Raw genomic sequence first — 21,569 nt, forward strand, 5'->3', positions numbered from 1 at the left:
GCTATGTGCTGTCGTGCCAGGCCTTCCCGATCAGCGACAAGGTCGTGCTGGATTTCGACCAGCTCTAAACCCCACACCGCCGAACCCTGAGGGAGCGAGCCTGCTCGCGAAGACTGAGCATCAAGCAACATCAATGTTGAATTTGATGGCCTCTTCGCGAGCAGGCTCGCTCCCACAGTTAACCGATAACTGCCACCAACTCACTGTTCATCCCACAACAAAAACAAGAGAACACCACCATGACCCCCCAAGACATAGAACTCATCCGCCAACACCCGGATTTCATCCAGCTGGTTCGTCGCAAACAGAAGCTGTACTGGTCGCTGAGCCTGACCATGTTGGTGATCTATTACGGCTTCGTACTGCTGGTGGCGTTTTCCCCCTCCACCCTCGGCCAGTCCCTGAGCGGCGGTGTGACCACCGTGGGCATGCTGGTGGGTGTCGTCATCGTCGGGCTGGCCTTTGCGCTGACCGGTTTCTATGTCTATCGCGCCAACAACGTGATCGACCCGCTGAATGAAAAACTCAAGCAGGAGTGCGCACGATGAGCCGCCTTCTCGCGTTGTTCCTGCTACCGCTGGCAGCGGTGACGGACCTGGCGGTGGCTGCCGAAGGCGCCGCCCGCCCCTTGAACTGGAACGCCATCGGCATGTTCCTGGTGTTCGTGCTGTTCACCCTCGGCGTTACGCGCTGGGCGGCATTGCGTACCCGGTCGGCCAGCGATTTCTACACCGCTGGCGGCGGCATGACGGGCTTCCAGAACGGCCTGGCGATTGCCGGCGACATGATCTCGGCCGCGTCCTTCCTGGGCATTTCCGCGATGATGTTCCTCAACGGCTACGACGGCTTGCTCTATGCCCTGGGTGTATTGGCCGGCTGGCCGATCATCCTGTTCCTGATCGCCGAACGCCTGCGCAATCTGGGCAAATACACCTTTGCCGACGTAGTCTCTTATCGCCTGGAGCAGACGCCGGTGCGCCTGACCTCGGCCTTCGGCACCCTGACTGTGGCGTTGATGTACCTGGTGGCGCAGATGGTCGGCGCCGGCAAGCTGATCGAATTGCTGTTCGGCATCGACTACCTCTACGCCGTGATGCTGGTCGGCGTGTTGATGGTGTTCTACGTGACCTTCGGCGGCATGCTCGCCACCACCTGGGTGCAGATCATCAAAGCCGTGATGCTGCTGTTCGGCACCAGTTTCATGGCGTTCATGGTACTCAAGCATTTCGGGTTCAGCACCGAAGCGATGTTCGCGGGCGCCACCGCCGTGCACGCCAAGGGCAGTGCGATCATGGCGCCCGGCGGCTTGCTGTCGAACCCGATCGACGCGATTTCCCTGGGGCTGGGCATGATGTTCGGCACTGCCGGCTTGCCGCATATCCTGATGCGTTTCTTCACCGTCAGCGATGCCAAGGAAGCGCGTAAAAGCGTGTTCTATGCCACCGGTTTCATCGGCTACTTCTACCTGTTGCTGATCATCGTCGGCTTCGGCGCGATCGTCATGGTCGGCACCGATCCGTCGTACCGCGACGCCACTGGCGCGATCATCGGCGGCGGCAACATGGTCGCCGTGCACCTGGCCCAGGCTGTCGGCGGCAATCTGTTCCTCGGTTTCATTTCGGCAGTCGCCTTCGCCACCATTCTGGCGGTGGTCGCCGGGCTGGCGCTGTCCGGCGCCTCGGCGGTGTCCCACGATCTGTATGCCTGTGTGATGCGCAAGGGGCAGGTCAGCGAGCAGCAAGAGATGCGCGTGTCGCGGATCGCCACGCTGTGCATCGGCGTGCTGGCGATCATTCTCGGCCTGCTGTTCGAATCGCAGAACATTGCCTTCCTCTCGGGCCTGGTGCTGGCCATCGCCGCCTCGGTGAATTTCCCGGTGCTGTTCCTTTCGATGTACTGGAAAGGCCTGACCACCCGTGGCGCTGTCCTCGGCAGTTTGTCCGGACTGGTCTCGGCGATTGTGTTGCTGGTGCTGAGCCCCGCGGTGTGGGTCAACGTGATGCATCACGACAAGGCACTGTTCCCGTACTCCAACCCGGCGCTGTTTTCCATGAGCCTGGCGTTCTTTAGTGCATGGCTGTTTTCCGTCACCGACACCTCGCCCCGTGCAGCCCTTGAGCGTGGCCGTTATCTGGCGCAGTTCATCCGCTCAATGACCGGCATCGGTGCCACCGGCGCCAGCAAACACTAAACGACGACCGATCAGTTGGCTGGGAATAAAAATAATGAAACCCGCACGTACCACGTCTTGTGAATCACTGTTTTCGCTGGCCGCCGCATTGAGTCTGCCCATGATCGCCCCCAGCGCCATGGCCGACTTCATCGGCGACAGCAAGGCCCGCATTGATATGCGCAATCACTACATCAACCGCGACTTCCGTCAGGACAACGCGCCGCAATCCAGGGCCGAAGAATGGGCCCAGGGATTCACTGCGCGCATCGAGTCCGGGTTCACCGACGGCACCTTCGGTTTCGGTCTCGACGCACTGGGCGAACTGGGGATCAAGCTCGACTCCAGTCCCGACCGTCGTGGCACCGGGCTGCTGCCGTTTGGCCCACAGAGCCATGAGCCGGACGACGAGTACAGCGAGCTGGGCCTGACCGGAAAATTGCGGGTATCCAAAAGCGTGTTGAAACTCGGCACCCTGCAGCCCTTGTTGCCAGTGGTGACTTACAACGACACACGCCTGTTGGGTTCGACCTTTGAAGGTGGCTTGCTGACCAGCCAGGAAATCGACGGCCTGACAGTGAATGCCGGACGCCTGACCAAGGCCAACCTGCGGGACTCCTCCAGCAACGATGACATCGGCTTCGGTGCCGCCACCAGCGATCACTTCGACTTCGGCGGTGGCAGCTACGCGTTCAGCCCGCAACTGAATGTGAGCTACTACTACAGCAAGCTCGACCAGATCTATCGCCAGCAATTCGCCGGACTGGTGCATACGCAACCGTTGGGTAATGGCTTCAACCTGCGCAGCGACCTGCGTTATTTCGACAGCCGCGGCGACGGCGCCGAGCAGGCCGGACGCATCGATAACCGTAACTTCAACGGCATGTTCACGGTGTCCCACGGTGCCCACAAGGTCAGTGCCGCCTACCAGCAATTGTCCGGCGACAGCGCGTTTCCGTTCCTCAACGGCGGCGATCCGTACGTGGTCAACCTGGTGACTTTCAACACCTTTACCCGCGCCGACGAAGATTCCTGGCAGCTGCGTTACGACTATGACTTCGCGGCGCAAGGCATTCCCGGCCTGACCTTCATGTCCCGCTACACCGACGGCCGCCACGTCAAGGCGGGCAGCGTCGACAACGGTCGCGAATGGGAGCGCGACACCGATATCAGCTACGTCATCCAGAGCGGTGTGTTCAAGAACGTCAGCCTGCGCTGGCGCAACGTGACCTTCCGTTCTGGCAATGGCTTGACTACCGCCCTCGATGAGAACCGGCTGATCGTCGGTTACACCTTGGCGCTTTGGTAATTCCGAAAGGGCGCGGTCACGGTCGCGCCACAACCCCTCATAACCAGGAGCAATCGTGATGTCCTCTTCACCTGCACTGCATGCCCCCACCCTGCAAAGTTTCATCGCCGGCCGCTGGATCGGCCAACAAGGCGCGCAAATCCTGCGCAGCGCCATCGACGGCCATGAAATCTTCCGCACCCATGAAGAGCGCCCGGACTTCGCCGAAGCCATCGAACACGGTCGCCGCCAAGGCGTCAGCGGCCTGATGGCCCTGGACTTCCAGCAACGCGCCCAGCGCCTCAAAGCCCTGGCCCTGTATCTGGCCGAACGCAAGGAACAGCTCTACGCGATTTCCCACCACAGTGGCGCGACCCGTGCCGACAGCTGGATCGACATCGAAGGCGGCAACAGCACGCTGTTCACCTACGCCAGCCTCGGCTCCCGCGAGCTGCCGTCGGGCAACGTCGTACACGAAGGCCCGGCGCTGCAACTGAGCAAAATGGGCACCTTCGCCGGCACCCACATCCTGGTGCCACGCGGCGGCGTCGCGGTGCACATCAACGCCTTCAATTTCCCGATCTGGGGCATGCTGGAAAAGTTCGCGCCGAGCTTCCTCGCCGGCATGCCGTGCATCGTCAAGCCAGCCAGCGCCACCAGCTACCTGACCGAAGCCGTGGTGCGCCTGATGGACGAATCCGGCCTGCTGCCGACGGGCAGCCTGCAGCTGATCATCGGCGGCACTGGCGACCTGCTCGATCGCCTGCAAGGCCAGGACGTGGTGACCTTCACCGGTTCCGCCGACACCGCCGCCAAGCTGCGGGTCAACCCGAACCTGATTCGCAACTCGGTGCCGTTCACCGCCGAAGCCGACTCGCTGAACTGCGCGATCCTCGCCCCGGATGTCACCCCGGATGACGAAGAATTCGAGCTGTTCATCAAGGAAGTCGCCCGGGAGATGACCACCAAGGCCGGGCAGAAATGCACCGCCATCCGTCGCGCCATCGTCCCGGCCAAGCACATCGATGCCGTCGCCACGCGCCTGCGTGATCGTCTGGCCAAAGTCGTGGTCGGCGACCCATCGGTGGAAGGCGTACGCATGGGTGCGCTGGCGTCCCACGATCAGCAGAAAGACGTGGCCGAGCGCCTGGAAATGCTATTGCAGAGCAGCGACCTGCTGTTCGGCGCCCGCGATGGTTTCGAACCCCGTGGCGAGAACGTCGACAAGGGCGCGTTCTTCGCCCCGACCCTGTTGCAGGCCCGCGATCCGCACGCCGAAGGTGGCGCTCACGACATCGAAGCGTTCGGTCCGGTCAGCACCTTGATGGCGTATGACGATCTGGACGAAGCACTGGCACTGGCCGCTCGCGGCAAGGGCAGCCTGGTGGCCAGCCTGGTCACCAAAGACCCACAAATCGCGGCCAAAGCCGTACCGGTCGCCGCTGCACTGCACGGCCGTCTGCTGGTGCTGGACCGCAACTGCGCCGGCGAATCCACCGGTCACGGCTCGCCGCTGCCGCAACTCAAGCACGGCGGCCCTGGTCGTGCCGGCGGCGGTGAAGAACTCGGCGGTCTGCGTGCGGTGAAACACTACCTGCAACGTGCGGCGGTACAGGGTTCGCCAACCATGCTGGCAGCCGTCACCGGTGAATACGTGCGCGGCGCCAAGGTCATCGAAACCGAAGTGCACCCCTTCCGTCGCTACTTCCAGGACCTGCAGATCGGCGAGTCACTGCTGACCCACCGTCGCACCGTCACCGAAGCCGACCTGGTGAACTTCGGCTGCCTGTCGGGCGACCACTTCTACATGCACTTCGACGACATCGCGGCCAAGGAATCGCAATTCGGCAAGCGCATCGCCCACGGCTACTTCGTGCTGTCGGCGGCGGCAGGCCTGTTCGTCTCCCCTGGCGTCGGCCCGGTCCTGGCCAACTACGGCCTCGACACCCTGCGCTTCATCAACCCGGTAGGCATCGGCGACACCATCCAAGCCCGCCTGACCTGCAAACGCAAAATCGACCAGGGCAAAAAGAGCCCGCAAGGGGTGGTGGCGTGGGATGTGGAAGTCACCAACCAGCTCGGTGAACTGGTGGCCAGCTATGACATTCTGACTCTGGTCGTGAAGCGCGAAGACTGATCCGCGTCTCTGGTTGACCACAGATCCTGTGGTCAACCAACCCCCACCTGTAGGAGCGAGCCTGCTCGCGATGGCGGTGTGCCAGACAGTGATGCTGTCGACTGACACTGCGCTTTCGCGAGCAGGCTCGCTCCCACAAGGGTTGAGGTGATTCAGGTGTCAATTGGCGTAGGAGATTTCTGTTTTTCCTAGGCTGCAGTCATGCCCGCTGTCCCTCACCCACCCTCCACCGCTCCCTTTTGACAGATGCCAATTGGACAAGTCCTAGGACATTTCTGGGCAATGTCTTCGGAGATTTCCTTCGAAATGTGGCGATTTGCGTGAACTGGTTTGGAAGGTGCTCAATCGATAGTCTTTGGGGGTCACTGAAATTCAGTGGTGGGGTGTAGGAACCTCGAGATTTCCGAGAACTATGTTGGCGCCAGTTACCTGGTTTGCGGCCGTTCAAATGCGTCCGTACTATCAGCTGCGGCGGCTATGTACGGGCACGCTTCGGCGTGGTCGAGGTTCTCGGGACTCGATTTTCCTACCCCGTACATGGCTGCCACCCCTAGCCCGTAGGAAGGCTTTCGGCAGCTCCGTTTTTTCTTCCCGTGAGCTCGAAACCATGAAAACCATTCATCCTGATCCCCCCTACGAAAAACCAACCCCTCACCCCGACAACCGCTTCATGGCATTGACCGGCAACTGCACCGACATGCCCACCCTCTTCGTCGACACACACGCACCGCTCGACATTCTGATGGACGCCGCCAACTACCGAATCCGTGCCGTCACCCAGGTACTGGAAAACCTCTCCATGCGCGGTTCGATCGAGTGCGATTCCTTCATTCTCAGCGACTTTTCATTGCTCTGCGCCATCCCGTTGCGCGATGGCTGTGATGTGCTGGATGTGATCGGGCGACGGTTGCGGGCGCGCTGACCAGCCCAGTGGGAGACCCCTTGTAGGAGCGAGCCTGCTCGCGAAGGCGCAGTGTCAGGCGATGATTTATCGACGGGTACACCGCTTTCGGGAGCAAGTTCACTCCCACTGGATTTGTCCCTTCCCGCCCCGGCCGAGTACGAAAATGGTCTGGGATTAGAATCACAAGCTTCAATGCCGATTTATTCTAAAGACCTGTTATTTCTGACAGGTGCGAAGGCATCGCACCTGAAGGAACATTACGCACAGGCAGGACATACGGCAGCAGTATTTCACGAGCGATCGTTTAGCCCCAATGCCACGCCTCCACGGTAAAGCACATTTGGCCTATGCCGAGCCCCGGCTGAGTAGAAGCCACTGAAGCTCAGAAGACAGGTGCTTTCGCAAGGGTTGGTGTAGATCGGATCGCGGCGCTGGCCAGCACCGTATTCAAGCGGAGTATTGCGACACGACCGGGCACAGCCCCCAGGGTCGCAAAGACACAAACAAGAGGCGATCGAAATGGCTATGTTGATTTTGTACAACCTAAATCCAGATCTTCGGTTTGACGATTACAAACAGTGCGCGAGACAAGCCGGTTTGACCTATGAGGCAGCGGAGGTGCACACAGATAGTGGGACGCTGTGGTTTATGGATGCAACGTATCTCGGGGAGGATCTGGGCTCGACATCGGAGCTAGATTGGCCGGAAAAAGGGTTTTTCCCTGCGTTCACCCAACGCATACGCGAGCTCTCGGGTGCGAAGAACGATCTACAGGCGGCAGTAAGCCGCAGCGTGGCAGTGCCAACGCGGCATCCGCCGTCCTCTGCAAGCGGTGGATTGTCGTTGGGATTAAAGAGACCATCCGTCGTTGATTCGGGGAGAGGATCAGAGGATGTCGACGTTTTGTATCTCAACGTCGGCATGCCGGATTAGTTGCGATCAGTGTTGCGGGATCCCGATTAACTCAATCCGAACCCCACGATGCCCCTGCAACTCACCCGCTGCTGTACTCGCCATGTAGGGGTTGTGACATAACCGTTCCCGCCTGAACCGGTGAACCCGCAGCATCCGTGCGCGTGCGGCAGGAGGATTTGCACAGAACGTTCAGTCCCGTGAACAACGTGTCGCACGGAGCACATGGCTTAACCCAAGTGGCCCAGCGGCACACCCCGATTGCTCGCGAAGGCGGTGCATCAGTCAACAACGATGTTGAATGTGATGCCGCATTCGCGAGCAGGCTCGCTCCCACAGAGTTATCGGTTGTGTCGGGCCATCAGTGCCCGCGCAACCACTCGATAAACAGCGCAAACAACTCCGACTGCGATCCCACTTCCAGTTTCAGATACAGGTTCTTGCGGTGCATGCGCACGGTTTCCGGGGAGATGTTCATCTCGCTGGCCGTGGATTTCACCGAGTGACCTCGCAGGACCATGTGCGCCACTTCCCGCTCGCGTTCGGTGAGCAGATCACTGCCGAAATGCTCGAACGCGAATTGCACCCGGTGCTTGAGGTCGTCACGCAGGCCTTGTTCGTGATTGCACTGGATCTCGCTATTACGCAGCAGGCCACGGCGGCTGAATTCGCTGATGAATTCGCGCACCAGTGGTTCGACGGCGCGCAGCAGGTTCAGTTGATCGACCCGCAGGCATTCACCGCCGAAACCCTGATAGAGGCTGACGGAGATCTTGGTGTCGTTGCCCGTATCGACGATGTAGTAGCTGTCTTCCGAACAACCCGCGTTCAGGTAGAAAGCCTTGTAGTAGTCACTGTCGAAGAAGTTGTCCGGCGCAATCTCCTCCAGGTGATAGAAGCCTTGCGCCAACCCCTGCTCCACCGCCAGGCAGAACGGGTCGAGCAGGTAGCCCCCGGCAAAATAGCGTTCGAGTATCGAGACCTGATATTCCTGGGCAATCCCGCGCTGATACAGCAACTGGGGTGCGCGGTCCTTGCGCTCCAGGCTGATCATCATCGATTCGATGGACACCAGTTGCGCCAACGCCGACGCCAGGTATTGCAGGGCGTCGGGCTCATCGATATGGGCGAATGCCTCGCGCATGCCCCCATGCCATTTGTGCAATGCCCCGAAGGGCATCGCGATCAGCGTATCGTCGTTTGGTTTGCTCATGACCCGCAGTCTAGCGGGTGAACAGGCCCTTGGTAACAGCCTGACGGATGAAGTCATTGGCCGGCGTACTGGCCGCTCGCTTGAAGCTCGGCCGCCACTTCCAGGATGCACTCGCGCAGGATCTCGACGATCTCGTCCACCTGCTCATAGGTCAGGATCAGCGGCGGCGACATCACGTTCAGGTGCATGATCGGCCGCACCAGCAGTCCCCTCGCCTGGGCCCGCACGTGGATTTTCTCGCCGATATTGATCTCGTCGGCGAACAACGCCTTGGTGCGTTTGTCGGCGACGAACTCCACGCACGCCATCAGTTTCAGGCAGCGGACATCGCCCACCAGCGGCAGCTCCCGCAACGTGGCCAGGCGCTGCTCCAGATAGCCGCCGACATCGTCGACATGGGCCAGCAGGTTTTCCCGCTCAATGATCTCGATGTTCTTCAGCGCCGCCGTGCAGCACACCGGATGGCCGCTGTAGGTGAAACCGTGGGTGAAGCAGCGGCCCGTACCCGGCTCGGCGATGACCTTCCAGATGCGGTCGGAAAAGATGCACGCGCCCAACGGCAAGTACGCAGAGGTCAGCCCCTTGGCGGTGGTGATGATGTCGGGCTGCACGTCGAACACATCTTTTGACGCGAAGAACTTGCCCAGCCGGCCGAACGAAGTGACCACCTCGTCGGCGACAAACAGGATGTCGTAGCGCTGGCAGACTTCCCACATGCGCTTGAGGTAGCCCTTGGGCGGAATGATCACCCCGCCCGAGCCCATCACTGGCTCGGCGAAGAACCCGGCCACATTGTCCGCACCAATCGATAGGATTTTGTCTTCGAACTCCTTGACCAGGAATTCGAGGAACTGCGCCTCGTCCATGCCGTCCGGTGCGCGATAAGGGTTGGGGTTGGACACGTGGTGGATCAGCGGGTTGGCGTAATCGAACTCCGGCACCCGGTCGGCAGCCTTGTTGCCGATCGACATGGTCAGCGTGGTGGAGCCGTGATAGGCGTTGAAACGGGCGATGACGTGCTTCTTTTCAGGCAGGCCACGGCAGTTCTGATAGAACTGGATCAGGCGGTACGCGGTGTCCACAGCAGTCGAGCCGCCGGTGGTCAGGAACACATGGTCAAGGTCGCCGGGGGCCAGGCTGGCGAGTTTTTCGCACAACTGGATGGCGACGTTGTTCGACATGTCGGAAAACGGATTCGAATAGGCCAGTTGCCGTACCTGATCGGCGATGGCTTCGGCCATTTCCTCACGGCCCAGACCGATGTTGGTGCACCACATGCCGCCTACGGCATCGAGGAAGCGGTTGCCCTGGGTGTCATAGATGTAGGCGCCGTCGCCGGCAACGATGTTCAGCGAACCTTGTTCGGCGTGCTCGTCGAACATGTGGTAACCGTGCATGTGGTGGGCCTTGTCAGCCTTGACCAGTGCAGCCTCTTCAGCCGCCGAAAACGCTTTTTGAATTGGGGTAGCCATACCAAAACCTCAAACTGAACAATTAGACGATCAAATCCCGCTCTTCACCGTGCTCCAGACCCGCGTGATGGCGCGCATGTCTTTCGCGTCCTGGGTTTTCTGCGGGAACAGCCGTTGACGAATGTCTGCATCGGGATAAATCGCCGGGTTATCGCGTACGCTGGCATTGAGCAGAGGCGTTGCGGCCGCGTTGCTGTTGGCGTAATTGATGTAATCACTCACATCGGCGATCACCTGTGGCTGCATCAGGTACTTAAGAAACCTGTGGGCGTTGGCCACGTGGGGCGCGTCGGCCGGGATGTACAGGTTGTCGAACCAGATCAGTGAGCCTTCCTTGGGAATGAAATAGGCCAGGTTGATCTGCTTCTTCGCCTCTTCGGCACGGGCCATGGCGGTGGCGTAATCGCCGGACCAGGTCATGGCCATGCACACATCACCGTTGGGCAGGCTGGTCAGGTAATTCACCGAATCGAATTTGCGGATGTACGGCCGGACCGACAACAGCAACTCCTGGGCGGCCTTGAGGTCCGCCGGCGCGGCACTGCGCGGGTCGCGGCCGAGGTACTTCAGGGCCATGGGAATGACTTCGGTGGGCGCATCGAGCAGGGTGACGCCGCAGTCGGCAAACTTCGAAACGATCTTCGGATCGAAAATCATCGCCAGCGAACCGATCGGCGCATCCGGCATGCGCTCCTTGATCTTGTCGACGTTGTAGGTGACCCCGTTGCTGCCCCAAGTGTAGGGCGCCGAGTACGCAATTCCGGGGTCAAAGCCCTGCAAGTCCTGCAAGACTTTCGGGTCCAGATTGCTCCAGCCTGGCAGCAGCTTTTTATCCAGCGGCTGGAACACCTTGGCCTGAATCAGCGGTGGCGCGAGGGAGGCATTCAAGACGATCAGGTCATAGCCGGAGTGGCCGGTCAGCAGCTTGGCCTGCACCGTTTCGTAGGCATCGAAGGTGTCGTAGATGACTTTGATGCCGGTGTCCCTCTCGAAATTCGCAAGGGTTTTTTCACCGATGTAATCCGCCCAGTTGTACAGCCTGAGCGTTTTGCCGTCGCTCACATCGGCGGCGTGAGCGTGCAGGGTCAGCGGAACAACAAACAGACTGGAAATCACCTTAAGCAGTGTCTTGCCCATAGCAAATGCACCTTATCAAGCGAGTTCGGCTCTGGATGAGCGGATGAACCTACTATTGGGCGATTCAACTGGCGGCACCATACCCCGAATGGGTGTGTACGCCGGTTTGAGCCACCACATGGCAAAAAACATCAGTCCGGTTGACCCGTTTTGTCATAGCTGCGGGGTTTGCCTGCCGCTTAAAGTGGCCGCCGAATCGACTTTGCAGGCGCCAGCCATGACCAACCTGATCAAACAAGAACACCACGATGGCGTGCTGACACTGACCATCGACCGCTCCGACAAGCTCAATGCGCTGACCAACGCCATGTACACGCGGCTGGCCGACCTGCTGTTCGCCGCCGACGAAGACGAGGCGGTCCGCGTGGTGATCCTGACCGGTGGCCCGAATTGCTTTACCAGCGGCAACGACCTGGTGGATTTTTTGCGGGAACCGCCGACTCACCTGGACAGCCCGGCCTTCCGCCTGATGCGCGCCGTGACCCACCTGCAAAAACCGCTGATCGCAGCGGTGTGTGGGGCGGCCATCGGCATCGGCACGACTTTGCTGCTGCATTGCGATCAGGTACTGGTGACCCGCAACGCCAAGCTGCGCATGCCGTTCGTCAACCTGGGTCTGTGCCCGGAGTTCGGCGCCAGTCTGCTGTTGCCGCGCCTGCTCGGACAGGCCCGCGCGGCGCGTCTGCTGTTGCTGGGCGAAGGCCTCAATGGCGATGACGCAGTGGCATGGGGCCTGGCCAACCAAGCATTCGATGACGCAGTCCAATGCCTGGAAGCGGCGAACAAGATCGCCCAGCGCTTGCTGGCATTGCCCCAGGAATCCTTGCGCCAATCCCGGCAACTGATGAAGCAGGCCGGTATGGCCGAACTGCAAGCCACCCTGCGCGAAGAAAACTTGCTGTTCATCCAGCGCCTGAACACCGATGAGGCCAAAACGGCCTTGAACGCCCTGCTCAATCGCAGTACAGATAAGAATCCACCGAAAGGAAACCAGCCATGAACACTCCCGAAATCTACGTCGTCAGCGCCGCCCGTACCGCCATCGGCACGTTTGGCGGCTCGCTCAAGGATGTGCCCCTGGCCGACCTGGCGACCACGGCCGTCAAGGCTGCCCTGGAACGCGCCGCCGTGGACCCGGCCCTCGTCGGCCATCTGGTGATGGGCAACGTGATCCCCACTGAATGCCGCGACGCCTACATCTCACGCGTTGCCGCGATGAACGCCGGCATCCCGAAGGAAACCCCGGCCTACAACGTCAATCGCCTGTGCGGTTCCGGCCTGCAAGCCATCATCAGCGCGGCGCAGACGCTGTTGCTGGGCGATGCCGAGATCGCCATTGGTGCCGGTGCCGAATCCATGAGCCGCGGCCCGTACCTGCTGCCATCCGCCCGCTGGGGCTCGCGCATGGGCAATGTCCAGGCCGTCGACTACATGCTCGGCATCCTGCATGACCCGTTCCAGAACTTCCATATGGGCATCACCGCCGAGAACGTCGCCGCGCGCAATGGCATCACTCGCGAAATGCAGGACGCCCTGGCCTTCGAAGACCAGAAACGCGCGGCCCATGCCATCGCCAATGGCTACTTCGCCGAGCAGATCGCCACGGTCGAAATCCAGGATCGCAAAGGCACCAAGCTGTTCAATGTCGATGAACACCCGCGCGCCACCTCCCTGGAACAGCTGGCGCAAATGAAACCGGCGTTCAAGAAGGACGGCTCGGTCACTGCCGGCAACGCCTCCGGTCTCAACGACGGAGCGGCGGCCCTGGTCATGGCGACCGGTGCTGCGGTTCAGATCAACAACCTGCGCCCGCTGGCCCGCCTGGTCAGCTACGCCCATGCCGGTCTTGAACCGGAACTGATGGGCCTGGGTCCGGTTCCGGCCACGCGCATTGCACTCAAGCGTGCCGGCCTGACCGTCGCCGACATGGACGTGATCGAAGCCAACATCGCCTTCGCCGCGCAGGCTTGTGCGGTCAGTCAGGAACTCGACCTCGATCCTGCCAAGGTCAACCCGAACGGCTCGGGCATCGCCCTGGGTCACCCGGTGGGCGCGACCGGCGCGATCATTGCCACCAAGGCCATCCACGAACTGCATCGCACCAACGGGCGTTATGCGCTGGTGACCATGTGCATTGGTGGTGGCCAGGGGATTGCGGCGATTTTTGAGCGGGCTTGATAGCACGGCTCATCTACCAAACGAATAACCTGTGGCGAGAGAGCTTGCTCCCTCGCCACAGGTATTTGCCCTGAATAGGTAATAGCTGCTCAGGTCAGCCCCGCCCCCGCCATCAATCCCTCAGTCAACAACGCCACCAACGGCTGCACCAGATGCTGCGTCCGCGGCTCATCACCGATCACCGCAACCTCCGTGGACGGCAACGTCGGCAGCTTCTGCGACGGCTCGATGATCCGCATGCCTTCCTGCAAAAACGACGTGCCAAGGGCCGTCACCCCAAGCCCGGCAGCCACCGCCGCCTGAACCCCGCCAAGGTTGTTCGCCAGGCACGCCGACGACCACTCCCTCTGCACCGAAGCCAACGCCTCGACCATGATCGCGCGATAACCGCAGGGTGGTCGCATCAGCACCAGGCACAAAGGCCGCGCCGCTTCGATCTGGTAATCCTTGGCCGCCATCCACACCAACGGCTCGCGCCAGATCACCCGCCCCCGTTGCGCGGCCCCGCTCATCTTGCGCTTGGCGATGACCACATCCAGCAGCCCGGCTTCATGATCGGCCAGCAGGTCATTGCTCAGACCGGTGGTCAGCTCCAGTTCCAGGTCGGGATACAGCTTGTTGAAGCGCGACAGGAGCATGGGCAATTGCGTGGGCACCAGGTTTTCGGAGATACCCGGGCGCAGGGTGTTGACCGTCACCGGCGCCTTGATCCCGCGCATGAATTCATCAAAGTGCAGCAGCATTTTTCGTGCACCGGATGGCCGTCATCGTGCTGCTCCTGCATGTCCTGACCCCGGCCCATGGCGCTAGGCCGCCGGAAATCGTCATGGACATCCGCAGCCGCCTGCTGCCATCGACGTTGTTGCTGGCACCCTAAAAAGACGGGCAGACGAGTTGCGGCTCGTCCGCCCGCCAAAACGGGAAAGCTTCAATAGAGTTCTTTATGCACGCGATTGCTGGCAGACAGATCGGCGACAAAGGCCTGCGCGTCGTCCTCACCGAGTTGGCCAAAGGTCATGGCAATGTTCAGCAACGCCTGTTCGATGGCTCGTTCCAGATTGCTTTTGTTGCCACACAGGTACAGATGCGCGCCCTGGCCGAGCAATGCCCACAGGTAGGCGCCGTATTCGAGCATGGCGTCCTGCACGTAGTAGCGCGTGTCGGTGTCCCGGGAGAACGCCGTGATCACCTCGTCCAGCACGCCCTTGTTTTGCCAGTTTTCCAGGCGTGACTGGTAGAGGAAGTCCGATGCACGGCGGCGGTCGCCGAAGATCAGGCAGGTTTGCACGGGGCTGTTTTGTTGCTCGATCTGCTCCAGCAGGGCAATCAACGGCGCGATGCCGGTCCCGGTGCCAATCAGGACGACCGGGTGTTCGACCTGCCGTGGCAGGTGAAAGCGCGGGTTGCTGCGGGCAAATACCCTGGCCTCGGGGTGCAGCCCGGCAAGATGCCCGGTCGCGGTGCCACTGCGCGAGCGGCCGGCCATTTCATAGGCGATTTCGCGAATGCACAGGTCGACGTAGCCGGGGTTGTCGTGGGAGGCAATGGAATACGCTCGCGGCAGACAGTCGGGCAACCATTCGGCCAAGTCTTCCAGGCTCAAGTGCGCGGGCTCGCAAAAATCACCCAGCACGTCGAGTACGTCCCTGCCGTACAGATAGGCCTCAAGCTCCTTGCGGTTGCTGACCTTCAACAGGGTTTTCAAGGTGTCATGCCCGCTGACCCGGGCGATGTCGCGCAACAGCGATTTGCCCAGTTGTCGCAGCTCCTTGCTCGCCAACAGCGTGCGGGCATCCTCGCGATCGAACCATTCACCTATCTGTGCCAGCAGTTGCGGATCGTTTTGCGCCAAGACATAGAGGTTGTCGCCAGCGCGGTACTTGATGCCGCTGCCTTCGATGTCGAGGCGAATCTGCCAGGCGTAAGGCGCCGTGGCGTTAAGCCGGGTGCGCGAGATCACCCGCGCGGGCCATGCCGCGTTTTCACCGTAGGCGGTGACTTGCAGGTTCAACGTGCTGCCGGCGCGCCGATCGCCCTTGAGTACCGCTTCCAGGGCGGCGCACCAGGCATCGAAAAAGCCGTCGAAGTCGGTGTCCGCGTCCACCCGGTTGATCCAGGGTTTGGCCTGTTTTTGCAGCAGTGTGGCATCCAGGCTTTTGGTAAAGCCGCAGAACGTCGGGTAAGCCGTATCGCCCAGGCCGAAGATCGCATAGGGCTGGTCGATCAGTTTTTCATGTGCGATCAGTTGATCCAGGAAGCGATCGGCATTGCCCGGCGGTTCGCCATCACCGAAGGAACTGCAAACAATGATCAGCAGATCCCGCGGGGTCAGTGTGTCGAGCTTCAGGGAATTGAGATCCTGCACGGCCAATTCATACGGCTGCACACAGGTCAGGCGCAACAAGCGCTGCGTCAGCCCGTGAGCATTGCCGGACTCAGAGCCATAACCGATCACGATGCGTTCGATTAACTCTGGCATGGCCGTTTACCTGTCGTAGTGTTCGTCGAATTGCTCCTTGGAAAACTCCAGTGCTTCGAAGTCACTCATCAGGTCGTTGATCACCCGGCGGATGCTGATGTATTCGACGATATTGCCCTGCTCGTCGAACAGCGGTTGCACGGTGGTGTCGACCACGTACAGGCCGCCGCCCTTGCCGACGTTGGGGATCACGCCGGTCCAGATCTCGCCTTTTTTGATGGTGTCCCACATCTGCTTGTACGTGCTCTTGGGCACGGAAGGATGACGAACCACACTGTGGGGTTGGCCCAGCAATTCCTCCTTGTTGTAACCGGTGAGCTTGCAGAACAGGTCGTTGACGTAGGTGATGTTGCCTTGCAGGTCCGTGGTGGAAATCACCATGACGTTTTCCAGTGCGCTCAAGACTTTGGCGTTGATGGCTTGCATTGTGTTGCCCCTCGATTGATTGAAAGTTTTTCCAGCGAATTCAAATCTGGCCAACGCACGGCTCGGGCATCTATTTTTTAATCGTTATAAATCAGTCAATTAACTGATGGTGGTGCTGAGAAAAAAGAGGACCCGACCCATGAGCGGACCCTAAAAAGGAGTTCGTGGTTTGCTTCAAAAGCAGCGACAGCTTCAGCTGTCCTGAGGCACCAGGCGCGGACCTTTGCGAGTCACTTGCTGACCGGGCTCGAAGCGGGCATTGGGCGAGCGCACGGTGCTGATTTCGCCCTGGGCGTCCTTCACCTCGTAAGCGGTTTCCGTGAGGCTGGCGGCTTCCTGTACCGAGCTGCCGGCAAAGAACCCGGCGCCAGCGCCGACCAGTGCGCCTATTGGCCCACCGACGGCACCGACCATCATGCCGGTCAGGGCACCGTAACCTTTGCCGGCGGTGGTATCCGGCACTTCGCGGACGACTTGATCGGCCATGCACAGGGGGGAAAACAACAGGCAGAGCGTGAAGCTGAAGGGGATGGAACGGGACATGGCGAATTCCTGCTTCGGTTGCGTTGTCTGAATTATTTCACGAAGCATGCCAATTATTTTATCCTTTAATTTCAATCACTTATAGAATTTAGATGTCTTTATGACAACCACGAAAATAGTCGTTTTGACACTTAAGATGTCATTACGACTAATTTATCTTTCCATATTTCCAGCAAACAAATGACACAAACGGAAGGCGGAGACAGTCATTTGGGAAATGTCCCACAGCCAGAGTTTGAGTTTCCCGGTAGGGTCAAGGCCCCCAGCCGAATTCGGAATCCCCAAGGAAGAAAAAGCATGACTAAAAAGGCAGTTATCGTTTTCAGTGGTGGACAAGACTCGACCACCTGCTTGATCCATGCACTGGCGCTCTACGATGAAATCCACTGTATTACTTTCGACTACGGGCAACGCCATCAAGCAGAAATTGAAGTGGCGCAGCAACTCTCTAAAACCCTTGGGGTGAAAGTACACAAGGTGCTGGACACTAAAGTGTTGAATGAACTGGCGATCAGCAGCCTGACCCGCGACAACATCCCGGTTCCCACTACCAACAGCTCTGGAGAAAAACTGCCGAGTACGTTCGTACCCGGCAGAAACATTCTGTTCTTAACTCTGGCGTCCATTTACGCCTACCAAGTACAAGCGCAGACGATCATCACCGGCGTCTGTGAAACCGACTTTTCCGGCTACCCCGATTGCCGGAATCAATTCGTAAAAGCCCTGAACACAGCCATTGAGTCAGGAATGAACTACGCCCTGCACATAGAAACGCCGCTGATGTGGCTGAACAAGGCCGAAACCTGGGCCTTGGCTGATCACTACGGCCAGCTGGAATTCGTCCGCGATCACACCTTGTCTTGCTACAACGGGATAAAGGGTAGCGGATGCGAAAAATGCGACGCTTGTAAGCTTCGCGCCAAGGGACTGAGTTACTTTCTGGAGAACAAAACGGGAACGATGGAAAGCTTGAATAAAAAAATAAATCTGAGGTAACTCGTAAGTTTCGGGGCATGAATCCATATCAATTGATTCATGCCCCACCTCTCATGAAGCCTAATCTGCTGTTACGTACGTCCTGAACAGCGATCTTGCTCCGTAAGCAGGCAGCACATTGAAAACAGCGAAACACATTTTTATGATGATCTGAACATAAACCATGACAAGAACTTCTTCACTCCCCAAAACCCCATAAAATGCAATAAAGCAAAAAATAAAGCTATCTATTATCACCGCAAAAAAAGTACTAAAAAACACTCGCAAGAACAAAAACCGCGAATTAGTTAGCTCTTTTATTTTGCATAGTAAATACGAGTTAACATATTCCGAAAAAAGAAAAGAGACCGACGAGGCTACCAACACGGATGAAACATGACCCACGACCTCGCTATAGGGCCCATCAAGCTTCCACCCCGCCAAACCCGGAAGATGGCTTGCCGCAGAAAGCGCGACCAAAATAACCGCATTACTTACGAAGGAAAAATATATTGCTCGTCTTGCTAGCTTTAGCCCATAGGATTCATTCAAGAGATCGACGATCAAGAACGTCAGCGGATAAAGAAAAACGCCAGGCGTCACGACAACATCAAGATATTCAATATAAATAAGTTTGACCGCTGCAATATTGGTAAAAACATAAAGACAGAGCAACGCCAGATTGAGAACGACATAGGTCATCCACGACCTTTCATGACGATCGCTTATTTCATAGACAGTCAAGGCACCACCACCCGAGTAAAACTTCCTATAAACATCCTTTATTTCTATTTTACTTAAATTATCCAAGAGCTCGCTTTTGAGCAAATCGCTCAGCTTTATCTTGATAATTTTCCCCGTGGAAACAACCATTATGACAGCATTGTTTTTGGCATTCTCAAACCCCAGGAGCTTGAATCTGCTGTTTTCAGGATCAATGCCCATTGAATCTCTCCTCGATCACTTCGCCCACAACTCGAAAGACATTTAAATCCAAGACAGGATCACGGGTTATAAACAACTTTCCTGTACCGTAGCCGTACACCAATTTCTCTTTATCACTGGCTGGCATTCCTTTCTTGACTATCAATAAATCACCCACCTCATTAAACCCGTTGATCTCAGCCTCCAACAGTACCCCGACCAAGTTGCAAGCCATACCAAAATAATAGGTGAGCGGATAAGTTGCAGCCAGCTCGCCGATTCTCTTGTCGAGACACTGTAAAAGCATACTTTCCCTTATGATAGGCACTGCTGCGGGATTGGTATTCCCCTGTAGAGAGATACTGCTTTCTACTATCTCCTTCGCTTCGAAATCCACCGTCTCTATTTCTTTGTACGACACACCAAAAAAATCAGAAATCTTGCGTATGGTCGATTGCTGTACGTTGACAACCCGCCCTTCCAAAATGTTGTAGATCGTTGTTCTGGTTAAGCCACTGGAGCTGCACAATGACAGCTGCGTTTCGCCACGGCTTTTTATCAGATACTTAATATTACTTTTCAATTTTTCGGTTCTTTCTTTCTTGTGCATGAGTTAATTACCAGTTGATCACTCTGATCGAATGCTTACGCAGGTGACGATTTTCAGACCAGGCCCTGCACGCTGATTTTTCGCGAATAACAATATTGCAAGCACTACAACAAACCGTCAAATAATGATTGACATCTCCACTCCACACTTTATTCCTACAGACCCATCTCACCCACACTGAAGACGTTTCTGTCAGATACCAGAACGTCATACAGAGAACTAACTTACAGATACATGGAAGCAATAAAAACATGAATCATTTAATTACATAGATGTTCAGTTTTTTGATTAAATAATTTGAATTTTCTGGTAATAAATTACCGGTCAGCCAACTTACTCATTGCCGTCAACCAGCCCTAATTGACGGTAGGGACTGGCACATCTCAACTTTGCAAGGAGCTCGCACATGAAAAAAACCACCCCCAATTCCCCGCAATCACCTGAGCCTTCAGCTGTCGACGCAATCGATATCACCAAACTCTCCAACATTACCGAACCCCTCGTCAGCGCACGCCTGCGCAACCCGAACCGCCCTGACCCCGTCAGTCATGTCTTCACTATCATTCCAAACATCGACACCGAGTCCTTGCTCTGTCATGCCTGTGAAACCCTCGCCTCCCTGAATGTCATGGCCACTGATCTTGCGTGCGAACTGGAAGGTTCGCGCCGAAACGTCATGCTCGCGATTCAGCAACTGGCGGTGCTGGGCGAATTGTTGGTCAACCGGGCGCTGGATAATCTCGACCCGCCTGGCTGCGTAACTGAGGCTCGGCCGTAACACAGCGAGTGACCACTGATGTTGATCGTTCCCCGCTGTACACGAGAACGATCAACCCCTTGTGGGAGCGATCAAATCACGCAAACCACGCTTTGATGTTTTCACCCTGCAACTGGTCGCTTTACATCAATCCGCCCTCCTCCCCGCCCCCTAGATTAGGTCCCACAACCAGGCCGTACCGTGCGGCGCCAGTCACCGAGGAGATCGCCCCGATGCACAATGTCCAGAACCTCAAAGCACAAAGCTCGATCGACGGCTGGGATCATCAGGACCCGGAAGAAGCCTTCACCCTGCCCTCGCGCTACTTCTACGACGAGACCCTGTTCAAGGCCGAGCGCGACAACATTTTCATGCACGCCTGGCATGTGGCCGGGCACGTCAGCGAGTTTGCCGAGCCGGGTCAGTTCGTGGTGACGGATCTGTTCGACCAGAGCGTGGTGGTGGCGAAGAATCGTCAGGGGCAGATCCATGCGTTCCACAACGTCTGCCAGCATCGCGGCAATCGTCTGCTTGAGGAACGTCGCGGTACCACCGGCGGTGTGGTGCGTTGCGCCTATCACTCGTGGTGCTACGAAATGGACGGCAGCCTGCGCAGCGCACCCCGTTGCGAGAAGATGAAAAACTTCGAGTTGCAGCAGTTCAATATTCCGCAGATCCGCACCGAGGAAATGGGCGGTTTCATTTACTTCAACCTCGACCCGGCGGCGCCGTCGCTGCGGGATTTGTTCCCCGGTGCCGATGAGGAAATGCGCCGGGTATTTCCGGACTTGGCCAACATGCGCCTGATCGAAGAACAGGACGTGATCGTGCCGGCCAACTGGAAGGTGATCATGGACAACTCCATCGAGGGCTATCACTTCAAGCTGTCGGGGCCTTGCCATATCGACCTGGCCAAGCTGATCGACTTCAAGGGTTACCAGCTGACCAAACGCGACAACTGGTGGACCTACATCGCCCCGGCCAACCTCACCGTGACCGAAGCCTACGGCGTGCCATTGCGCAAGGATCTCAACCCGGACGAATGCTTCTTCAACATCGGCATGTGGCCGAACAACACCTTCTACACCTTCCCGTTCTCGGAGTTCCTGGGCTCGTTCATCATGATTCCGCTGGACGCCGAGCGCTCGCTGCTGCGGTTTGGTTACTACTCCAACAATGCCGAGACCGCAAAGGTCAGCGAGTCCTGCATGAAGTGGATGAACGAGGACCTGGGACCGGAGGACATCGCACTGAACATCTCGGTGCAGAAAGGCCTGCATTCGCTGGGCTACGACCAGGGCCGCTACATGATCGACGCCCAGCGCAGCAATGAGAGCGAGCATCTGGTGCATCACTTTCATCGGTTGGTGTTTAACGGGATTCATGGGCCATCGTCGAACTGAAACGCGGTCCCACAGGTTCCGTAGTCGCTTCATCCGCTGTT

General features: G+C 58.1%; 21 protein-coding genes. 12 read left to right on the forward strand and 9 right to left on the reverse strand.

Annotated features, from left to right (window positions below):
• The first annotated feature begins 239 nt into the window (after positions 1 to 239).
• From FFS64_RS26630 to FFS64_RS26655, 6 genes are all read left to right on the forward strand, one after another.
• Complete coding sequence (locus FFS64_RS26630) at positions 240 to 548, forward strand: DUF485 domain-containing protein (RefSeq protein WP_137807783.1); 309 nt, start codon at positions 240 to 242, stop codon at positions 546 to 548.
• The gene (locus FFS64_RS26635; protein WP_137807784.1) at positions 545 to 2,191 is read left to right on the forward strand and encodes a cation acetate symporter; all 1,647 of its coding nucleotides are present in this window, start codon (positions 545 to 547) and stop codon (positions 2,189 to 2,191) included. The genes FFS64_RS26630 and FFS64_RS26635 overlap by 4 nt, the downstream gene beginning before the upstream one ends.
• 34 nt (positions 2,192 to 2,225) lie before the next feature.
• The gene (locus tag FFS64_RS26640) at positions 2,226 to 3,479 is read left to right on the forward strand and encodes an OprD family porin (RefSeq protein WP_137807785.1); all 1,254 of its coding nucleotides are present in this window, start codon (positions 2,226 to 2,228) and stop codon (positions 3,477 to 3,479) included.
• A gap of 58 nt (positions 3,480 to 3,537) precedes the next feature.
• Complete coding sequence (paaZ, locus tag FFS64_RS26645) at positions 3,538 to 5,595, forward strand: phenylacetic acid degradation bifunctional protein PaaZ (protein ID WP_137807786.1); 2,058 nt, start codon at positions 3,538 to 3,540, stop codon at positions 5,593 to 5,595.
• 607 nt (positions 5,596 to 6,202) lie between these two features.
• On the forward strand, positions 6,203 to 6,517 hold the full coding sequence (locus tag FFS64_RS26650) for a hypothetical protein (protein WP_137807787.1): 315 nt from the start codon (positions 6,203 to 6,205) through the stop codon (positions 6,515 to 6,517).
• Between the two features lie 501 nt (positions 6,518 to 7,018).
• Positions 7,019 to 7,432, forward strand: a complete 414-nt coding sequence (locus FFS64_RS26655; protein ID WP_137807788.1) for a hypothetical protein — start codon at positions 7,019 to 7,021, stop codon at positions 7,430 to 7,432.
• Between the two features lie 340 nt (positions 7,433 to 7,772).
• Here the strand turns inward: FFS64_RS26655 and FFS64_RS26660 are convergent, their stop codons facing one another.
• The 3 genes from FFS64_RS26660 to FFS64_RS26670 are packed head-to-tail and all read right to left on the reverse strand — an operon-like array spanning position 7,773 to position 11,233.
• Positions 7,773 to 8,681 (reverse strand): helix-turn-helix transcriptional regulator, encoded by a 909-nt coding sequence (locus tag FFS64_RS26660; RefSeq protein ID WP_137807789.1) that lies wholly within the window; start codon positions 8,679 to 8,681, stop codon positions 7,773 to 7,775.
• Complete coding sequence (locus tag FFS64_RS26665; RefSeq protein ID WP_137807790.1) at positions 8,678 to 10,096, reverse strand: aminotransferase; 1,419 nt, start codon at positions 10,094 to 10,096, stop codon at positions 8,678 to 8,680. Before FFS64_RS26665 ends, FFS64_RS26660 begins: the two co-directional genes overlap by 4 nt.
• A 30-nt stretch (positions 10,097 to 10,126) precedes the next feature.
• Positions 10,127 to 11,233, reverse strand: coding sequence for a polyamine ABC transporter substrate-binding protein (locus FFS64_RS26670; RefSeq protein ID WP_137807791.1), 1,107 nt, complete (start codon positions 11,231 to 11,233; stop codon positions 10,127 to 10,129).
• Positions 11,234 to 11,450: 217 nt separating this feature from the next.
• Between FFS64_RS26670 and FFS64_RS26675 the strand changes: the two genes are divergently transcribed.
• Positions 11,451 to 12,233, forward strand: a complete 783-nt coding sequence (locus FFS64_RS26675) for an enoyl-CoA hydratase-related protein (RefSeq protein WP_137807832.1) — start codon at positions 11,451 to 11,453, stop codon at positions 12,231 to 12,233.
• Complete coding sequence (locus FFS64_RS26680) at positions 12,230 to 13,411, forward strand: acetyl-CoA C-acyltransferase family protein (protein WP_137807792.1); 1,182 nt, start codon at positions 12,230 to 12,232, stop codon at positions 13,409 to 13,411. Before FFS64_RS26675 ends, FFS64_RS26680 begins: the two co-directional genes overlap by 4 nt.
• An 89-nt stretch (positions 13,412 to 13,500) precedes the next feature.
• Here the strand turns inward: FFS64_RS26680 and FFS64_RS26685 are convergent, their stop codons facing one another.
• A complete protein-coding gene (locus FFS64_RS26685; RefSeq protein ID WP_137807793.1) occupies positions 13,501 to 14,154 on the reverse strand; it encodes a LysR substrate-binding domain-containing protein in 654 nt (217 codons plus the stop codon).
• 5 nt (positions 14,155 to 14,159) lie between these two features.
• On the opposite strand from FFS64_RS26685, the gene FFS64_RS31890 reads away from it, so the two are divergent.
• Positions 14,160 to 14,288, forward strand: a complete 129-nt coding sequence (locus FFS64_RS31890) for a hypothetical protein (RefSeq protein WP_256660547.1) — start codon at positions 14,160 to 14,162, stop codon at positions 14,286 to 14,288.
• A 51-nt stretch (positions 14,289 to 14,339) separates the two neighbouring features.
• Here the strand turns inward: FFS64_RS31890 and FFS64_RS26690 are convergent, their stop codons facing one another.
• The 3 genes from FFS64_RS26690 to FFS64_RS26700 form a co-directional block, all read right to left on the reverse strand.
• Positions 14,340 to 15,890 (reverse strand): sulfite reductase flavoprotein subunit alpha, encoded by a 1,551-nt coding sequence (locus tag FFS64_RS26690; protein WP_137807794.1) that lies wholly within the window; start codon positions 15,888 to 15,890, stop codon positions 14,340 to 14,342.
• A 6-nt stretch (positions 15,891 to 15,896) separates the two neighbouring features.
• Positions 15,897 to 16,316, reverse strand: coding sequence for a PAS domain S-box protein (locus FFS64_RS26695; protein ID WP_095192876.1), 420 nt, complete (start codon positions 16,314 to 16,316; stop codon positions 15,897 to 15,899).
• 192 nt (positions 16,317 to 16,508) lie between these two features.
• Positions 16,509 to 16,859, reverse strand: a complete 351-nt coding sequence (locus tag FFS64_RS26700; RefSeq protein WP_137807795.1) for a hypothetical protein — start codon at positions 16,857 to 16,859, stop codon at positions 16,509 to 16,511.
• A gap of 297 nt (positions 16,860 to 17,156) precedes the next feature.
• On the opposite strand from FFS64_RS26700, the gene queC reads away from it, so the two are divergent.
• Positions 17,157 to 17,855 carry a 7-cyano-7-deazaguanine synthase QueC gene (gene queC / locus FFS64_RS26705; RefSeq protein ID WP_137807796.1) on the forward strand — a complete coding sequence of 233 codons (699 nt, stop codon included), beginning with the start codon at positions 17,157 to 17,159 and terminating at the stop codon, positions 17,853 to 17,855.
• A gap of 60 nt (positions 17,856 to 17,915) precedes the next feature.
• Here queC and FFS64_RS26710 read toward each other — a convergent pair whose 3' ends face one another.
• Both FFS64_RS26710 and FFS64_RS26715 read right to left on the reverse strand, forming a co-directional pair.
• Complete coding sequence (locus tag FFS64_RS26710; protein ID WP_137807797.1) at positions 17,916 to 18,779, reverse strand: queuosine precursor transporter; 864 nt, start codon at positions 18,777 to 18,779, stop codon at positions 17,916 to 17,918.
• Positions 18,769 to 19,368: a helix-turn-helix transcriptional regulator gene (locus FFS64_RS26715; RefSeq protein WP_137807798.1), complete on the reverse strand. Its 600-nt coding sequence runs from the start codon at positions 19,366 to 19,368 to the stop codon at positions 18,769 to 18,771. The genes FFS64_RS26710 and FFS64_RS26715 overlap by 11 nt, the downstream gene beginning before the upstream one ends.
• 406 nt (positions 19,369 to 19,774) lie before the next feature.
• Here FFS64_RS26715 and FFS64_RS26720 point away from each other — a divergent pair, with 406 nt between their 5' ends.
• Together FFS64_RS26720 and FFS64_RS26725 are read left to right on the forward strand one after the other, a co-directional pair.
• On the forward strand, positions 19,775 to 20,146 hold the full coding sequence (locus tag FFS64_RS26720; protein ID WP_137807799.1) for a DUF6124 family protein: 372 nt from the start codon (positions 19,775 to 19,777) through the stop codon (positions 20,144 to 20,146).
• A 212-nt stretch (positions 20,147 to 20,358) separates the two neighbouring features.
• The gene (locus tag FFS64_RS26725) at positions 20,359 to 21,528 is read left to right on the forward strand and encodes an aromatic ring-hydroxylating dioxygenase subunit alpha (protein ID WP_137807800.1); all 1,170 of its coding nucleotides are present in this window, start codon (positions 20,359 to 20,361) and stop codon (positions 21,526 to 21,528) included.
• Positions 21,529 to 21,569 lie beyond the last annotated feature (41 nt).

This window comes from Pseudomonas sp. G(2018), from assembly GCF_005502415.1.
Lineage (GTDB): Bacteria > Pseudomonadota > Gammaproteobacteria > Pseudomonadales > Pseudomonadaceae > Aquipseudomonas.

Bases quoted from the DNA above. Each gene is read 5' to 3' on its own strand.
- FFS64_RS26680 (WP_137807792.1), top strand. From the start codon at position 12,230: ATGAACACTCCCGAAATCTACGTCGTCAGCGCCGCCCGTACCGCCATC.
- FFS64_RS26685 (WP_137807793.1), bottom strand. From the start codon at position 14,154: ATGCTGCTGCACTTTGATGAATTCATGCGCGGGATCAAGGCGCCGGTG.
- FFS64_RS26650 (WP_137807787.1), top strand. From the start codon at position 6,203: ATGAAAACCATTCATCCTGATCCCCCCTACGAAAAACCAACCCCTCAC.
- FFS64_RS26665 (WP_137807790.1), bottom strand. From the start codon at position 10,096: ATGGCTACCCCAATTCAAAAAGCGTTTTCGGCGGCTGAAGAGGCTGCA.
- FFS64_RS26675 (WP_137807832.1), top strand. From the start codon at position 11,451: ATGACCAACCTGATCAAACAAGAACACCACGATGGCGTGCTGACACTG.
- FFS64_RS26660 (WP_137807789.1), bottom strand. From the start codon at position 8,681: ATGACTTCATCCGTCAGGCTGTTACCAAGGGCCTGTTCACCCGCTAGA.
- FFS64_RS26695 (WP_095192876.1), bottom strand. From the start codon at position 16,316: ATGCAAGCCATCAACGCCAAAGTCTTGAGCGCACTGGAAAACGTCATG.
- FFS64_RS26720 (WP_137807799.1), top strand. From the start codon at position 19,775: ATGAAAAAAACCACCCCCAATTCCCCGCAATCACCTGAGCCTTCAGCT.
- FFS64_RS26715 (WP_137807798.1), bottom strand. From the start codon at position 19,368: ATGCACAAGAAAGAAAGAACCGAAAAATTGAAAAGTAATATTAAGTAT.
- FFS64_RS26640 (WP_137807785.1), top strand. From the start codon at position 2,226: ATGAAACCCGCACGTACCACGTCTTGTGAATCACTGTTTTCGCTGGCC.
- FFS64_RS26700 (WP_137807795.1), bottom strand. From the start codon at position 16,859: ATGTCCCGTTCCATCCCCTTCAGCTTCACGCTCTGCCTGTTGTTTTCC.
- paaZ (WP_137807786.1), top strand. From the start codon at position 3,538: ATGTCCTCTTCACCTGCACTGCATGCCCCCACCCTGCAAAGTTTCATC.
- FFS64_RS26710 (WP_137807797.1), bottom strand. From the start codon at position 18,779: ATGGGCATTGATCCTGAAAACAGCAGATTCAAGCTCCTGGGGTTTGAG.
- FFS64_RS26635 (WP_137807784.1), top strand. From the start codon at position 545: ATGAGCCGCCTTCTCGCGTTGTTCCTGCTACCGCTGGCAGCGGTGACG.
- FFS64_RS26655 (WP_137807788.1), top strand. From the start codon at position 7,019: ATGGCTATGTTGATTTTGTACAACCTAAATCCAGATCTTCGGTTTGAC.
- queC (WP_137807796.1), top strand. From the start codon at position 17,157: ATGACTAAAAAGGCAGTTATCGTTTTCAGTGGTGGACAAGACTCGACC.
- FFS64_RS26725 (WP_137807800.1), top strand. From the start codon at position 20,359: ATGCACAATGTCCAGAACCTCAAAGCACAAAGCTCGATCGACGGCTGG.
- FFS64_RS26690 (WP_137807794.1), bottom strand. From the start codon at position 15,890: ATGCCAGAGTTAATCGAACGCATCGTGATCGGTTATGGCTCTGAGTCC.
- FFS64_RS26670 (WP_137807791.1), bottom strand. From the start codon at position 11,233: ATGGGCAAGACACTGCTTAAGGTGATTTCCAGTCTGTTTGTTGTTCCG.
- FFS64_RS26630 (WP_137807783.1), top strand. From the start codon at position 240: ATGACCCCCCAAGACATAGAACTCATCCGCCAACACCCGGATTTCATC.